13 protein-coding genes are annotated in these 14,995 nt (G+C 56.7%); 12 read left to right on the top strand and 1 reads right to left on the bottom strand.

Annotated features, from left to right (window positions below; translation table 11 throughout):
• Positions 1 to 120: 120 nt before the first annotated feature.
• The 9 genes from eno (at position 121) to rpoS (ending at position 7,446) form a co-directional block, all read left to right on the top strand.
• The gene (eno, locus tag JYB84_RS12650) at positions 121 to 1,416 is read left to right on the top strand and encodes a phosphopyruvate hydratase (RefSeq protein ID WP_207320414.1); all 1,296 of its coding nucleotides are present in this window, start codon (positions 121 to 123) and stop codon (positions 1,414 to 1,416) included.
• A 108-nt stretch (positions 1,417 to 1,524) separates the two neighbouring features.
• The gene (gene ftsB / locus JYB84_RS12645; RefSeq protein ID WP_207320413.1) at positions 1,525 to 1,818 is read left to right on the top strand and encodes a cell division protein FtsB; all 294 of its coding nucleotides are present in this window, start codon (positions 1,525 to 1,527) and stop codon (positions 1,816 to 1,818) included.
• A gap of 7 nt (positions 1,819 to 1,825) precedes the next feature.
• Positions 1,826 to 2,563, top strand: coding sequence for a 2-C-methyl-D-erythritol 4-phosphate cytidylyltransferase (gene ispD, locus JYB84_RS12640; protein WP_228290770.1), 738 nt, complete (start codon positions 1,826 to 1,828; stop codon positions 2,561 to 2,563).
• Positions 2,560 to 3,045 carry a 2-C-methyl-D-erythritol 2,4-cyclodiphosphate synthase gene (gene ispF, locus JYB84_RS12635; RefSeq protein WP_207320411.1) on the top strand — a complete coding sequence of 162 codons (486 nt, stop codon included), beginning with the start codon at positions 2,560 to 2,562 and terminating at the stop codon, positions 3,043 to 3,045. The genes ispD and ispF overlap by 4 nt, the downstream gene beginning before the upstream one ends.
• Positions 3,046 to 3,055: 10 nt before the next feature.
• A complete protein-coding gene (gene truD, locus JYB84_RS12630) occupies positions 3,056 to 4,132 on the top strand; it encodes a tRNA pseudouridine(13) synthase TruD (RefSeq protein WP_207320410.1) in 1,077 nt (358 codons plus the stop codon).
• Positions 4,113 to 4,859 carry a 5'/3'-nucleotidase SurE gene (surE, locus tag JYB84_RS12625; protein WP_207320409.1) on the top strand — a complete coding sequence of 249 codons (747 nt, stop codon included), beginning with the start codon at positions 4,113 to 4,115 and terminating at the stop codon, positions 4,857 to 4,859. Before truD ends, surE begins: the two co-directional genes overlap by 20 nt.
• On the top strand, positions 4,856 to 5,491 hold the full coding sequence (locus JYB84_RS12620; protein ID WP_207320408.1) for a protein-L-isoaspartate(D-aspartate) O-methyltransferase: 636 nt from the start codon (positions 4,856 to 4,858) through the stop codon (positions 5,489 to 5,491). Before surE ends, JYB84_RS12620 begins: the two co-directional genes overlap by 4 nt.
• A gap of 4 nt (positions 5,492 to 5,495) precedes the next feature.
• Positions 5,496 to 6,380, top strand: coding sequence for a peptidoglycan DD-metalloendopeptidase family protein (locus JYB84_RS12615; protein WP_207320407.1), 885 nt, complete (start codon positions 5,496 to 5,498; stop codon positions 6,378 to 6,380).
• Between the two features lie 82 nt (positions 6,381 to 6,462).
• On the top strand, positions 6,463 to 7,446 hold the full coding sequence (rpoS, locus tag JYB84_RS12610) for an RNA polymerase sigma factor RpoS (RefSeq protein ID WP_228289612.1): 984 nt from the start codon (positions 6,463 to 6,465) through the stop codon (positions 7,444 to 7,446).
• Positions 7,447 to 7,561: 115 nt separating this feature from the next.
• Here rpoS and mutS read toward each other — a convergent pair whose 3' ends face one another.
• Entirely contained in the window at positions 7,562 to 10,144 is a 2,583-nt protein-coding gene (mutS, locus tag JYB84_RS12605; RefSeq protein WP_207320406.1) for a DNA mismatch repair protein MutS, read from the bottom strand.
• Positions 10,145 to 10,434: 290 nt separating this feature from the next.
• Between mutS and recA the strand changes: the two genes are divergently transcribed.
• From recA to alaS, 3 genes are all read left to right on the top strand, one after another.
• Positions 10,435 to 11,523 (top strand): recombinase RecA, encoded by a 1,089-nt coding sequence (gene recA / locus JYB84_RS12600; protein ID WP_207320405.1) that lies wholly within the window; start codon positions 10,435 to 10,437, stop codon positions 11,521 to 11,523.
• Between the two features lie 11 nt (positions 11,524 to 11,534).
• Complete coding sequence (locus JYB84_RS12595) at positions 11,535 to 11,966, top strand: regulatory protein RecX (protein ID WP_407696000.1); 432 nt, start codon at positions 11,535 to 11,537, stop codon at positions 11,964 to 11,966.
• Between the two features lie 394 nt (positions 11,967 to 12,360).
• On the top strand, positions 12,361 to 14,982 hold the full coding sequence (gene alaS, locus JYB84_RS12590) for an alanine--tRNA ligase (RefSeq protein ID WP_207320404.1): 2,622 nt from the start codon (positions 12,361 to 12,363) through the stop codon (positions 14,980 to 14,982).
• The last annotated feature ends 13 nt before the right edge of the window (positions 14,983 to 14,995 follow it).

Raw genomic sequence — 14,995 nt, 5'->3', positions numbered from 1 at the left:
CTTTTTGTCCCCCAGGGGGACAACTAAAATCAAATACCCATGCCAGTTTCTTAAGGGGTTCCAGGCGCTGTTATAGGTATTGGTTTTTTCTTTTCACTTTAACCTTAAGTCGAGGACATTATGGCTAAGATTATCAACGTGATTGGTCGTGAAATCATGGATTCACGCGGTAACCCCACTGTGGAAGCCGAAGTGCATCTGGAAGGCGGTTTCATCGGCATGGCAGCAGCTCCATCGGGCGCATCTACCGGCAGCCGTGAAGCGCTGGAACTACGTGATGGCGACAAGAGCCGCTATCTGGGCAAGGGCGTGCTGACTGCCGTTGCCAACGTTAACGGCCCTATCCGTGAAGCCCTGCTGGGCAAAGATGCCACCGCTCAAGCCGAGCTGGACGGCATCATGATCGCTCTGGACGGTACCGAGAACAAAGACAAGCTGGGTGCCAACGCCATCCTGGCCGTGTCTCTGGCCGCCGCCAAGGCCGCCGCTGCCTTCAAGGGTATGCCTCTGTACGCTCACATCGCTGAACTGAACGGCACTCCCGGCCAGTACAGCATGCCAGTACCCATGATGAACATACTCAACGGTGGTGAGCACGCCGACAACAACGTCGATATTCAGGAATTCATGGTGCAACCCGTGGGTGCCAAGAACTTCCGTGAAGCCCTGCGTATGGGTGCCGAAATCTTCCACAACCTGAAGAAAGTGCTGCAGTCCAAGGGACTGAACACAGCTGTGGGTGACGAAGGTGGTTTTGCCCCCAACCTGGCCTCCAACGCCGATGCTCTGGCCGTGATCAAGGAAGCCGTTGAGGCTGCCGGTTACAAGCTGGGCACTGACGTGACCCTGGCCCTGGACTGCGCCGCTTCCGAGTTCTACAAGAACGGTCAATACGATCTGGCCGGTGAAGGCAAGGTATTCAGCTCCAACGGTTTCTCTGACTTCCTCAAGTCGCTGACCGAGCAATACCCCATTGTTTCAATCGAAGACGGTTTGGATGAATCCGATTGGGACGGTTGGGCGTACCAGACTCAAATCCTCGGCGACAAGGTGCAGCTGGTGGGTGACGATCTGTTCGTAACCAACACCAAGATCCTGAGCCGCGGTATCGAGCAGGGCGTAGCCAACTCAATCCTGATCAAGTTCAACCAGATTGGTTCGCTGACCGAAACCCTGGCCGCCATCCGTATGGCCAAGGAAGCCGGTTACACAGCAGTGATTTCTCACCGCTCAGGCGAAACCGAAGATGCCACCATCGCCGATCTGGCCGTGGGTACCGCTGCAGGTCAAATCAAGACAGGTTCTCTGTGCCGTTCCGACCGGGTTGCCAAGTACAACCAGCTGCTGCGTATCGAAGAGCAACTGGGTGAAAAGGCGCCTTACCGTGGTCTGAAGGAAATCAAAAGTCAGGCATAATCTTGTTCGCAAGATAAAAAGTGTCTGATCGCTAAAAGGTCGCCCCCCGGGCGACCTTTTTTGTTGTAATATCTTGCACAGTTCCGCTCACTAAGTGTTTATTGGTTCATGAAGCGATTTATTCTGGTGTTAACCCTGCTCTTGGGTATGTTGCAGTATCGCCTTTGGTGGGGCGAAAACAGCCTGCCCGAATATTTCAGTTTGCAGGAGCAGATCCACAGCCAGCAGACCAGCAATGCCAAACTGCTGGAGCGCAATCAGGTGCTCAAGGAGGAGATCATCGATCTTCGCAGTGGCACCGAGGCCCTGGAAGAGAGGGCCCGCAACGAGCTGGGCATGGTCAAGGAGGGGGAAACCTTCTTCCGTGTGGTCGGCAATGATGTCAAAAGTTTCAAGCAGTAATGCTCAGATGAATTCAAATAATTCCCTTTCCAATGCAGACAGCGCCCCTGTTATCGCAATAGTGCCCGCGGCCGGCATCGGCAGCCGCATGGGGGCCGCCCTGCCCAAGCAATACCTGCCTTTGGGCGAACAATGCATCCTCGGCCATACCCTGGATTGTCTGCTGAGCCATCCGGCCTTAGACAGTGTGATCGTGGCCATCAGCGCCGATGACACTTGGTTTGCCGATTTGCCTCAGGCCCGTCACCCCAAGCTTGCCACAGTACTTGGCGGCAAAGAGCGGGCGGACTCTGTGCTGGCGGCACTGTCTGCGATAAAGGAAACAAACGCCTGGGCCCTGGTGCATGATGCCGCCAGGCCATGTCTGAGGGCCGAGGATATAGATGCGCTGCTGGCATCCCGCGGCCAATTTCCCCAGGGGGCAATTCTGGCATCCCCGGTGCGTGACACCATGAAACGGGCCGGTGCCGATGGCACCATAGCCAATACCGTCTGTCGTGAGGCCCTGTGGCATGCGCTGACACCGCAGCTGTTTCCCGCAAGTCAATTGCAGCAATATTTAACATCGGCCCTGGCGGCCGGCGTGGCCGTGACCGATGAAGCCTCGGCCATGGAGTGGGCCGGTGTTGCCCCGGGGCTGGTGCCCGGCAGTGCCGACAATATCAAGGTCACCCATCCGGATGATTTACGCCTGGCGGCGCTGTTTCTCGCCGCCCGCACGGCAGCATGTGAGGACTCAAGATGAAATTCAGAATTGGCCACGGCTTTGATGTGCACAAATTTGGTGGCAATAAGCCGCTGATGCTGGGAGGCGTGCAGGTGCCCTATGAATGTGGCCTGATAGCTCACTCGGATGGCGATGTGGTGCTGCACGCCATTTGTGATGCCCTGCTGGGGGCCATGGCCCTTGGCGACATAGGCAGGCACTTTCCCGATACCGATGAGGCCTGGAAGGGCGCCGACAGCCGCAAACTGCTGCGCCACTGCATGGGATTGGCGAGGGACAAGGGTTACTGTTTGGGAAATCTGGATGTGACCATTATCGCCCAGGCCCCAAAAATGGCGTCCCATATAAATGCGATGCGTGCCGTACTGGCCGCGGATTTACAGGCCGAACTTGATGATATCAATGTCAAGGCGACCACCACCGAGAAGCTGGGTTTTACCGGCCGCAAGGAAGGCATTGCTGTTGAAGCCGTGGTGCTGATGCTGCCTGCCTCCTGCTAAAAGAGAACATATGAACGAATTGACCTTCCTCCATGGCGCACCCTCTGTCAGCGCCGATATTCGCAGCCGCAACAGCGACTTTGTCGTGCAGGAGATCCTGCCATTCTTGCCCAGCGGCGATGGTGAGCATCATTTGCTGCACGTGCGCAAGGATGGCCTCAACACAGTGCAGGTCGCCGAAATGTTGGCCAGGTTTGCCAAGGTGCATCCCAAGGAAGTGACCTTCGCCGGTCAGAAGGACAAGAACGCCGTGACCGAGCAATGGTTTGGTGTGCGTATTCCCGGCAAGGACACGCCGGCATGGACAGAACTCAACAGCGAGCAGCTGACCATTTTGAGTTCAGCCCGTCACAACAAAAAGCTGCGTACCGGCGCCCTCAGCGGCAACCGCTTTACCCTGACATTGCGCAATGTTTCGGACATGGGGGCCCTGGAAGCGCGGCTGTCTTTGATAGCCCAAAGTGGCGTGCCAAATTATTACGGTGAGCAGCGCTTCGGCCACGACGGTCGCAACCTGGTGCAGGCCAGACAGATGTTCCAGGGCCGCAAGGTTAAGGACAGGAACAAGCGCAGTATCTACCTGTCGGCGGCGCGATCCATGCTGTTTAACGAGGTGGTGTCAGGGCGTTTGGCGCGCATTGGTCTGGAACTGCTCGACGGCGACTGTGTGATGCTCGCCGGCAGCCGCAGTTTCTTTGTTGCCGAGCAGTGGGATGAGACCCTCAAGGGCCGTCTCGCCGAAGGCGATATTCAGTTGTCGGCGCCCCAGTGGGGCAGAGGGCAACAGCTGAGCCAAGGTGCGGCAGCGGCGCTGGAAACCGAGCTGCTCGAGGCTTTTACGCTGGAGCGTGATGGCTTGGAGCAGGCCGGACTGGAGCAGGAGCGTCGCCCCCTGTTGCTCAAGCCCGAGGCCCTGTCCCACAAGGTTGATGGCGATACCCTGGTACTGGATTTCATCCTGCCCGCCGGCAGCTTCGCCACCAGTGTATTGCGGGAGCTGTGTCAATACACGGACGTGCAGGAGCAGGCCTGGCGCGAGGCCGTAGCGAATAAGGCGGAGGAAGCCGATGTTCCTGCTGGTCAGTAATGACGATGGGGTGCAGGCGCCGGGGCTCAGGGCCCTGGCCGAGGCGCTGTCAGCCATAGCCAAAGTGCAGGTGGTAGCACCGGATCGCAACTGCTCCGCCGCCAGCAATTCGTTAACCTTGACGAATCCATTGAGAATTAATAGCTTAGATAACGGTTATCTGGCGGTGAACGGTACGCCTTCCGATTGCGTCCATATTGCCATCCGCGAATTGTGTGATGTGGAGCCGGACATGGTGGTGTCTGGCATTAATGCCGGTGCCAATATGGGGGATGATACCTTGTACTCGGGTACAGTTGCTGCGGCCATGGAAGGGCGTTTTCAGGGGCTCCCGGCCATAGCCGTCTCCCTGGTGGGTCGCGAGCTTAAACATTACGCCACTGCCGCCGAAGTGGCGGTGCGCATAGTACGCGGCCTGATGAGCCACCCGCTGCCTGCAGATCAGATCTTAAACGTCAATGTGCCGGATCTGCCCCTGGAGGACATCAAGGGGATAAAGGTAACTCGCCTGGGGGCCAGGCACCGCGCCGAGGGCGTGGTCAGAACCCGGGATCCGGCCGGGCGTGAAATCTTCTGGCTGGGCCCTCCGGGTGCGGAGCAGGACGCCGGAGAGGGCACGGATTTTGGTGCCGTGGCGGATGGATACGTGTCCATCACCCCCTTAACCGTGGATCTGACCGCCTACGGACAACTCAATGCACTTACAGATTGGATAGAGAAAATATGACCCGGCTTTCCCGTGCAGTGGCAATCAACCTGGCAAAACGCCTGCAAGAGGCGGGGATAAGCTCGCCACGGGTTTTGGAAGCCATTGCCAACACGCCAAGAGAGCTGTTTCTGGATGCGGCCCTGGCCCACAAGGCCTATGAGAATACCGCGCTGCCCATAGGTCAGGGGCAAACCATATCCCAACCCTACATAGTGGCACGCATGACGGAAATGCTGCTGGCCCGCAATCCCAAGCGGGTACTGGAGATAGGGACGGGCTCGGGCTACCAGGCGGCAATTCTGGCCCAGCTGGTGGATGAGCTTTGTACCATTGAGCGAATTAAGGGACTGCAGATCCAGGCGCGGCAGCGCCTTAAACGACTGGATTTGCACAACGTTTCATTTAAATACGGTGACGGTTGGCAGGGGTGGCCCAGCAAGGCACCCTTTGACGCCATCATGGTGACGGCCGCGGCCAGTACTGTGCCCCAGGCATTGCTCGACCAACTCGCAGACGGTGGTCTGCTGATTATTCCTGTCGGAGACGAATTGCAGCAACTGATGCGCATCAGCCGCAGCGGTGAGCAATTTATTTCCGAGGTTGTTGAGCCGGTGCGCTTCGTGCCGCTGATAAGTGGTGAGCTGGCCTGATCCCATGAGATCCCTGAGCCTGATCCTCTGCCTGCTCATGGCAGGCTGCAGTTTTCAAGCCCATCGTCCTGCGCCGGTGGAAAGTCTCGGCCAGGGGAACTCCAGTGGCCGGGATCGCGGCACATTGCAAAGCAACAGCTATAAGGTTAAACCCGGGGATACCCTTTACTCCATCGCCTGGGCTGCTGGCCGCGACTATACCGAAATCGCCTGGCTCAACCGCCTGAAAAAGCCTTACACCATCTATCCTGGCCAGGTTTTGGTCCTCAGAACGACACGGAAACTTACAAAAAGTCAGGCTGAAGCCGAAGCGGCGCAGCGCCAGGCCGCGGCGCAAAAGCCTAATGATAAAACATATAAAAAACAAACTGATAAGCAAAAGCAGGCGCTACAGAACGACAAACGGAATAGTACAAAAAAAACACTTGATCCGGCTAACGAGTCTGCGTACTCTGTAACAAGTTCCCAACAAAAAGTTAACCCTGTTATCCACAGCCACGACGGGCTACCCGAAGAGGTAAGCCGCTGGGTGTGGCCTGTAAAGGGCAACATGATTGGGACCTTCTCTGCCACAGAGCAGGGGAATAAAGGGATCAAGATCGCGGGGCGCCGAGGAGAACTCATCAGTGCCGCGGCAGATGGCAAGGTGGTATATGCCGGCAGTGCCCTCAGGGGATACGGCAACTTGGTCATCATCAAACACAATGATGACTACCTCAGTGCCTATGCCCATGCAGACAAGATCCTGGTTAAAGAAAAGCAACAGGTCAGAGCAGGTCAGACGGTTGCGAAGATGGGAAGTACGGGCACAAATCAGGTAATGCTCCATTTTGAGATCCGTTACCACGGACAATCCGTCAACCCACTTAACTATTTGCCAAAACAATAATTTTTTGGCTGCCATATTGGCAACGGAGGATAAGAAAGTGCAGTAAATAACTCAACGAATCAATGGTTTGGGAGAGCAAATTATGAGCCTTAAAAACAATACCCTTGTTGCTAGAGAGCTTGTAGATTTTTCCGGAAAGGAACCAGTAATTGAAAAAAGTATGGACGCTGAAGACGTCAATCTGGTGCATGACCTGGAACTTGAACAACAAGTACAGGACGATTTACAGCGGAATTTGGATGCCACACAACTCTATTTAAGTGAAATTGGTTTTTCCCCGCTGCTGAGTGCAGAAGAAGAAGTTTATTTTTCGCGAAAAGCGTTGAAAGGTTGTGAAAAGTCACGCAACCGTATGATCGAAAGCAACCTGCGTTTGGTTGTAAAGATCGCCCGCCGTTACAACAACCGGGGCCTGGCCCTGTTGGACCTTATCGAAGAAGGCAATCTGGGACTTATCCGCGCCGTGGAAAAGTTCGACCCGGAGCGCGGCTTCCGTTTCTCCACCTATGCCACCTGGTGGATCCGTCAAACCATTGAACGTGCCATCATGAATCAGACCCGTACCATCAGGCTGCCAATTCATGTGGTGAAAGAACTCAACGTTTATCTGCGTACCGCCAGGGAACTGGCACACAAACTCGACCATGAGCCTACTGCCGAAGAGATTGCCGCCAAACTGGATTTGCCCAGCGGTGATGTCAGTCGCATGCTCAAACTCAATGAAAAGATTACCTCGGTGGATATTCCTCTGGGGGGCGACAACGACAAGGCGCTGCTGGATGTACTGGCAGATGACGATTCCGTCGGCCCGGACTTCAAGGTGCAGGACGAGGACATCTCCAACTCTGTGGTCAAGTGGCTCAACGAACTGAACACCAAGCAACGGGAAGTGCTGGCGCGCCGTTTCGGTCTGCTGGGTTACGAGCCTTCTACCCTGGAAGACGTGGGTGCCGAAATAGGCCTGACCCGGGAGCGGGTAAGACAAATTCAGGTGGAAGCCTTGAAGCGGTTGCGGGATCTCCTGAGTGCCCAAGGCCTGTCGGTGGAAGCCCTGTTCCAGAGCTGACAAATAACGGCTGGCGCATAAACCTATTAGCTAGCGCAAAAGCCTATTAGCTGGCGCCTAAGCCTGTTAACAGAAACGCCTCAAATGAGGCGTTTTTTTATGGCTCCAATGCCAGCTACTTTACCAAGGCCTTGAGTTCATAGAGCAAATCCAGCGCCTGACGTGGGCTGAGTTCGTCCGGCTTCAGCTGCTTGAGCCTGGTCTCGGCCGCCGAGGGCTCGGCCGGCAGACTCAAGGCCAGGCTCTGTTGAGCCAGGTTTTTCTTACCCGTGGTCGGTACCTGGTGATCCCGGTTCTCCAACTGATGCAACTTGTGCTTGGCCAAGGCTATCACCTGACTCGGCACTCCCGCCAGCGCCGCCACCTGCAAACCATAGCTCTTGCTGGCAGCACCCTCCTGCACCGCGTGCATAAAGGCAATGGTGTCGTCGTGCTCCACCGCATCCAGATGTACGTTGTGGACTCCGGCAATCAGCTCAGGCAACTGGGTCAGTTCAAAATAGTGGGTGGCAAACAGGGTCATGGCGCCCAGGCGTTGGGCCAGGTACTCGGCCGCCGCCCAGGCCAGTGACAGGCCATCATAGGTGGAGGTGCCGCGACCAATCTCGTCCATCAGCACCAGGCTGTTGGCACTGGCGTTGTGCAATATGTTGGCGGTCTCGGTCATTTCCACCATAAAGGTGGAGCGGCCCGAGGCCAGATCATCGCTGGCGCCGATGCGGGTGAAGATCCTGTCCACCGGGCCAATAACGGCTCGCTGTGCCGGCACAAAGCAGCCTATGTGGGCCATCAGGGTGATCAGTGCCACCTGACGCATGTAGGTGGACTTACCGCCCATGTTGGGGCCGGTCACCACCAACATGCGCCGCTCGCTCGAGAGCTCCACCGGGTTGGGAATAAAGGGCGTCTGGTTGACCCGCTCCACTACGGGATGGCGGCCGGCCTCGATCAAAATCCCGATTCTGTCGCTCAGTTCCGGGCATTGATAGCCAAGGGTTTCGGCACGCTCGGCGAAGTTGGCCAGCACGTCCAGTTCCGCTGCGGCGCGGGCGAAAGCCTGCAGATCGTGCAGCCTTGGCAGCACCAGATCGAACAGTTCATCCCACAGCTGTTTTTCCAGCGCCAGCGCCTTGCCCTGGCTGGACAAAACCTTTTCCTCGTATTCCTTGAGCTCGGGGGTGATATAGCGCTCTGTGTTCTTCAGGGTTTGGCGTCTTTGGTATGACAAGGGCACCAGCGCCGATTGGGCGCGGCTGACTTCGATGTAATAACCATGGACCCGGTTGTAGCCCACCTTGAGGGTGGCTATGCCGGAGCGTTCCTTCTCGCGGATCTCCAGTTGCTGCAAATAGTCGGTTGCCCCTTCGCTGAGACCGCGCCACTCGTCGAGTTCGGCGTTGTAGCCAGGGCGGATCACGCCGCCATCGCGGATAAGCATGGGCGGGTTGTCAACTATGGCACGCTCCAGCAAATCCTGCTCCGCCGGGAACTCCCCCAGCAGCAGTGCCAGTTGTTGCAGGTGCTGACTTTGGCTTGCTTCGAGATGTTGTTTGAGTTCTGGCAATAATCCCAGGGCATCCCGCAACCGGGCAAAGTCCCTGGGTCTGGCGCTTCTAAGCGCCAGACGGGCGAGGATCCGCTCAATATCCCCTAAGTTCCGCAGCGTGTGGCTGAGTGCTTCAAAGCCTTGAGTGTCCAAGAGTTCGCTCACGGCGCCCTGACGGGATTCAATTTGCTTTCTGTTGCGCAGTGGCTGATGGATCCAGCGCTGCAACATGCGACTGCCCATGGCGGTGGCGGTATTGTCGAGCACGCTCGCCAGGGTGCTGTCGCGACCACCGGAGAGGTTCTGCGTCAGTTCCAGATTGCGGCGGGTCGCCGCGTCCAGCACTATGGCGTCGCTCTGGTTGAAGCGCACTATGGAATTGATGTGGGGCAGGGCGGTGCGCTGAGTATCGCGTACATATTGCATCAGGCAGCCGGCCGCCTGCAGCGACAGGCGTGCATCTGTAATACCAAAGCCGCGCAAGTCACGGGTTCCAAACTGTTCCAGCAGCAATTTGACGCAGGTGTCATAGTCAAATTCCCATTCGGGACGGCGCCGTTTGCCCTTGAAATGGTTAATCAGTGCCAGCTCGCCGAAGTCTTCGCTGTACAGGAGTTCGGCGGGACTGGTGCGTTGCAGCTCGGCCTCCAGGGCCTCACGGCTGTCGAGTTCGGCCACCACAAAGCGGCCCGAGGCCACATCCAGGGTGGCATAGCCGAAACCTACCTTGCCCTGATAGACGGCGGCCAGCAGGTTGTCCTGGCGCTCCTGTAGCAGAGCTTCATCGGTCAGGGTGCCGGGCGTGACCACCCGCACCACCTTGCGCTCCACCGGCCCCTTGCTGGTGGCAGGGTCACCTATCTGTTCGCAGATGGCCACCGACTGGCCAATTTGCACCAGCTTTGCCAGATAACCTTCCACCGCATGATAGGGGATACCGGCCATGGGGATGGGATCGCCGCCGCTCTTGCCGCGTGCTGTGAGGGATATGCCCAGCATTTGCGAGGCGCGTTTGGCATCCTCATAGAAGAGTTCATAAAAATCACCCATGCGGTAAAACAGCAGCATATCCGGATGGGCTGCCTTCATCGTCAGGTACTGACGCATCATGGGAGTGTGTTTTTCCAAATCGTCGAAATCTGTGCTGTTCATGGACGGCCGTATCTGCTGGGTGGCGCTGAAAACTGTGGCGCCAATACTAACAAGGTTTTCGTTGAAATTGAGCCCCATAGCGCTAAAAGCCCCCGCGTCGGTGCAAATTGCCACCAGGGCCGGGGCTGCGGGCACAGGGAAAAAATATTTTACCTGGGCTTGATACTGTATGATTGTACAGTATACTAGCCTCAGTTAAGTACAAACATGCCGACGCCGTTCGGGGTTGCGCCAACAGAATAATCGCGACTTTATTGACAGCCACAGGGCTGCTTTAAGAGGGAACAGGAATGAAGATAGATCCAAACAAAGAGAAAGCGTTAGCCGCAGTTCTGGGCCAAATTGAGAAGCAGTTTGGCAAGGGCTCCATCATGAAGCTGGGTGAAGACCGCTCCATGGATGTGGAAACCATCTCCACAGGTTCGCTGTCTCTGGACGTGGCTCTGGGGGCCGGTGGTCTGCCAATGGGCCGTATCGTTGAGATCTATGGTCCTGAATCTTCAGGTAAAACAACTCTGACACTGGAAGTGATTGCTGCTGCCCAGCGTGAAGGCAAGGTGTGCGCCTTTATCGACGCCGAACACGCATTGGACCCCATCTATGCCAAGAAGCTGGGCGTGGATATCGACAATCTGCTCTGCTCTCAGCCGGATACGGGTGAACAGGCGCTGGAAATCTGTGATGCCCTGACCCGCAGTGGCGCCGTGGATGTGATCATCGTTGACTCGGTTGCGGCCCTGACTCCCAAGGCCGAAATCGAAGGCGAAATCGGTGATTCCCACATGGGTCTGGCAGCGCGTATGATGAGCCAAGCCATGCGTAAGCTGGCGGGTAACCTCAAGCAATCCAACACCTTGCTTATCTTCATCAACCAAATTCGTATGAAGATTGGCGTGATGTTCGGCAACCCTGAAACCACCACAGGTGGTAACGCGCTCAAGTTCTACGCCTCAGTGCGTCTGGATATCCGCCGCACCGGCGCCATCAAGGAAGGCGACGAGGTGGTGGGTAACGAAACCCGCGTTAAGGTGGTTAAGAACAAGATTGCTGCACCGTTCAAGCAAGCCGACTTCCAAATCCTTTACGGTCAGGGTATCAACCGCACCGGTGAATTGGTGGATTTGGGCGTGCTGCACAAGCTGATTGAAAAGTCCGGTGCCTGGTACAGCTACAAGGGCGACAAGATTGGCCAGGGCCGCGCCAATGCCGGTAAGTTCCTGATTGACAATCCACAAATAGCCGCCGAAATCGACAAGGCACTGCGCGAGATGTTGCTGCATCGTGCCGATGGCAGCAGTGCAGCCAGCAGCAGTGTTGGCTCAGGCAGCAGTGACAGCAGTGGCGAAAACGTCGACTTTGAAACCGGGGAAGTGTTCTGAACCCAGAACTGATGCAAGCCGCGCTGACCTTGCTGGCGCGGCGGGATCATGGTCGGGAAGAGCTTAAAACCAAGCTGCTGGCCAAGGGCCATGAGCTCCAGGAAGTGGAAACCGTGCTCGCCGAATGTGAGCTGCGCGGTTACCTGGATGATGGCCGCTATGCAGGGCAGCTTATCCGCAGTCACATTGCCAAGGGCCATGGTCCGACTCGTATCCGCCAGGCCCTGTTGCAAAAAGGTCTGTCGCGGGAGTCCGTGGAAACCGCGCTGAATGGTTGCGATCAGGACTGGTTTGCCCTGGCGCGCACCAAGGCGCGCAAGAAGTTTGGGCTTACCCCCATAGCGGACGCCAAGGACAAGGCCAAACGGGTACGTTATCTGCTGGGACAGGGCTTTGGTTTCGATCAGGTTGCCCAAGGTCTGGAATTCGACCCCTATGAATGATGGCTATGACCACACAATCAAAAGCCCCGACTGCGTCGGGGCTTTTTTGTTTTTCAGTACTTTCAATAATTACTGTTCATTTAAGTATGAGGTTGGCGAGTCATATTCCATGCTTTTTCCTGTTCCCGTTTAATACCATTGGACACCTGATTAAGGGGATCTATACAGGCCCCCAAAAGCGGAACGGGAAAATGCCTGTTTGCCGTCACTTGATCCCCAACGTAAAGTCAAAAATCCAAGGCAGTTCAAGGCCTGCACCGGTGCTGGATTTCTCGGTAGGGCGCTATCATCTTGGCTTTGCTTATGGTTATAATGGCCCCCAAATTTTCGTCGGCAGCCCGGGAACCTGGCTGCGGCTTGTGATTCAGGCTAATTCATAATTCAGGACGTTTTCATGTATCAAACCACAGCAGCGCTCCGCAGTGCTTTCCTGGAATATTTCAGACAACAAGGTCACCAGGTCGTGGACAGCAGTTCACTGGTGCCAGGCAATGATCCCACCCTGTTGTTCACCAACGCGGGTATGAACCAATTCAAGGACTGTTTCCTGGGAATGGAGAAGCGCAGCTATGTGCGCGCCACCACAGCCCAGCGCTGCGTGCGTGCCGGTGGCAAGCACAACGATCTGGACAACGTAGGTTACACTGCCCGTCACCACACCTTCTTCGAAATGCTGGGTAACTTCAGCTTCGGTGACTATTTCAAGGAAGACGCCATCCGCTTCGCCTGGGAATTCCTGACCGTTACCCTGAAATTGCCAAAAGAGCGTCTGTGTGTGACCGTCTATGAAACAGACGATGAAGCCTTCGAGATCTGGAACAAGCAAATTGGCGTACCCGCCGAGAGCATTATCCGCATCGGCGACAACAAGGGCGCCCCCTATGCCTCGGACAACTTCTGGCAGATGGGTGATACGGGTCCCTGCGGACCCTGTACCGAGATTTTCTACGATCACGGCGCGCACATCTGGGGTGGCCGTCCCGGCAGCCCGGAAGAAGATGGCGATCGCTTTATCGAGATCTGGAACATAGTGTTCATGCAGTACAACCGTCATGCCGACGGCACCATGGAGCCGCTGCCCAAGCCTGCCGTGGATACCGGCATGGGTATCGAGCGTATTTCCGCCATCATGCAGGGCGTACACTCCAACTACGAAATCGATATTTTCCAGAAGCTGATTGCCAAGGCCGCCGAGATCATTGGCGTTACCGATCTGGAAAACAAATCACTGCGCGTAATTGCCGACCATATTCGCTCCTGCGCTTTCCTGGTGGCCGATGGTGTGATGCCCTCCAATGAAGGCCGCGGCTATGTGCTGCGCCGTATCATTCGCCGCGCCGTGCGCCACGGCAATAAGCTGGGCGCCATCGATACCTTCTTCTACAAGTTGGTGCCAACCCTGATTGAGGCCATGGGCGATGCCGCCAAGGAACTCAAGGCCACACAGGCCATAGTGGAAAAGGCGCTCAAGGCCGAGGAAGAGCAGTTTGCCCGTACCCTGGAGCGTGGTTTGGGGATCCTGGATTCGGCCCTGGCCGAGCTCAAGGGCGATACCCTTGATGGTGAAACCGTCTTCAAACTGTACGATACCTACGGCTTCCCTGTGGATCTGACCGCAGACGTCTGCCGAGAGCGCAACCTCAAGGTCGATGAGGCTGGCTTCAATGCCGCCATGGCCGAACAGCGCAGCCGCGCCCAGGCTGCCGGCCAATTCAGCGCCGACTACAATGCCGCCCTCAAGATAGATACCGACACCCAATTCTGTGGTTACAGCGAACTCACAGGTGATGCCAAGGTGTTGGCTCTGTACCTCAATGGTGAGGCCGTAACCCAGGCCAATGCCGGCGATGAGTTGGTGGTGGTGCTGGATAACACGCCTTTCTACGCCGAGTCCGGCGGTCAGGTGGGTGACAAGGGCCAGTTGCTGGCCGATGGTGTGGAGTTCGCCGTCAAGGATACCCAAAAGTTTGGTCAGGCCACAGGCCATAAGGGCGCCCTGGTGTCCGGTAACCTCAAGGTGGGTGACACGGTCAAGGCGCTGGTGGACAAGAAACTGCGCCATCGCACCCAGTTGAACCACTCTGTGACCCATCTGCTGCATGCCGCGCTGCGCCAGGTGCTGGGTAGTCACGTGACCCAGAAGGGTTCTTTGGTTGACCCTGAGCGTCTGCGTTTCGACTTCTCCCACTTTGAAGCGGTCAAGGCCGATGAACTCAAGCAGGTGGAAGAACTGGTGAACGCCCAGATTCGTCGCAACCATGAACTGGGTGTTGAGGAAATGGACATAGACGCCGCCAAGGCCAAGGGCGCCATGGCGTTGTTCGGTGAGAAATACGATGCCAAGGTGCGCGTGGTGACCATGGGTGATTTCTCCATCGAGCTCTGTGGTGGTACCCATGTGGGCCGCACCGGTGACATAGGTCTGTTCAAGATCACCTCAGAAGGCGGTATTGCCGCCGGTATTCGCCGTATTGAAGCCGTGACCGGCGCCGCTGCCATGGCCTACGTGGCCCAGCAGCAAGCCGAATTGGAAGAAGCCGCGGCCCTGCTCAAGGCCGATGCGTCCTCTGTCGTGGCCAAGTTGAAGGCGCAGCTCGATAAGGCCCGCCAACTGGAAAAAGAAAATGCCCAGCTGAAAGACAAGCTGGCCGCTGCGGCCAGCGCAGATTTGGCTGGCGATGCGGTTGAAATCAATGGCATCAAGGTGCTGGTGAAGCAACTGGAAGGTGTCGAAGCCGGTGCCCTGCGCGGTTTGCAGGATGAGCTGAAGCAGAAGCTCAAGTCCGGTGTTGTGGTGCTGGGTATTGGTGCCGGCGACAAGGTTAACCTGATTGCCGGTGTTACCCAGGATTTGACCGCCAAGGTCAAGGCCGGTGAACTGGTAGCCATGGTGGCGGCCCAGGTGGGCGGCAAGGGCGGTGGTCGTCCCGACATGGCCCAGGCCGGAGGTACCGAGCCGGCCAAGCTGAGTGCGGCCCTGGCTTCCGTGTTGCCATGGTTGACCGAGCGTCTGTAATTTTAAGTCTGTT

The sequence above is a fragment of the Shewanella cyperi genome (assembly GCF_017354985.1).
GTDB classification, from domain to species: domain Bacteria; phylum Pseudomonadota; class Gammaproteobacteria; order Enterobacterales; family Shewanellaceae; genus Shewanella; species Shewanella cyperi.
This window is presented reverse-complemented; position numbering and strand designations above follow the sequence as displayed.

What these genes read in the sequence shown, in the direction of transcription:
- eno (WP_207320414.1), top strand. Translation starts at nt 121, where the DNA reads ATGGCTAAGATTATCAACGTGATTGGTCGTGAAATCATGGATTCACGC.
- ftsB (WP_207320413.1), top strand. Translation starts at nt 1,525, where the DNA reads ATGAAGCGATTTATTCTGGTGTTAACCCTGCTCTTGGGTATGTTGCAG.
- ispD (WP_228290770.1), top strand. Translation starts at nt 1,826, where the DNA reads ATGAATTCAAATAATTCCCTTTCCAATGCAGACAGCGCCCCTGTTATC.
- ispF (WP_207320411.1), top strand. Translation starts at nt 2,560, where the DNA reads ATGAAATTCAGAATTGGCCACGGCTTTGATGTGCACAAATTTGGTGGC.
- truD (WP_207320410.1), top strand. Translation starts at nt 3,056, where the DNA reads ATGAACGAATTGACCTTCCTCCATGGCGCACCCTCTGTCAGCGCCGAT.
- surE (WP_207320409.1), top strand. Translation starts at nt 4,113, where the DNA reads ATGTTCCTGCTGGTCAGTAATGACGATGGGGTGCAGGCGCCGGGGCTC.
- JYB84_RS12620 (WP_207320408.1), top strand. Translation starts at nt 4,856, where the DNA reads ATGACCCGGCTTTCCCGTGCAGTGGCAATCAACCTGGCAAAACGCCTG.
- JYB84_RS12615 (WP_207320407.1), top strand. Translation starts at nt 5,496, where the DNA reads ATGAGATCCCTGAGCCTGATCCTCTGCCTGCTCATGGCAGGCTGCAGT.
- rpoS (WP_228289612.1), top strand. Translation starts at nt 6,463, where the DNA reads ATGAGCCTTAAAAACAATACCCTTGTTGCTAGAGAGCTTGTAGATTTT.
- mutS (WP_207320406.1), bottom strand. Translation starts at nt 10,144, where the DNA reads ATGAACAGCACAGATTTCGACGATTTGGAAAAACACACTCCCATGATG.
- recA (WP_207320405.1), top strand. Translation starts at nt 10,435, where the DNA reads ATGAAGATAGATCCAAACAAAGAGAAAGCGTTAGCCGCAGTTCTGGGC.
- JYB84_RS12595 (WP_407696000.1), top strand. Translation starts at nt 11,535, where the DNA reads ATGCAAGCCGCGCTGACCTTGCTGGCGCGGCGGGATCATGGTCGGGAA.
- alaS (WP_207320404.1), top strand. Translation starts at nt 12,361, where the DNA reads ATGTATCAAACCACAGCAGCGCTCCGCAGTGCTTTCCTGGAATATTTC.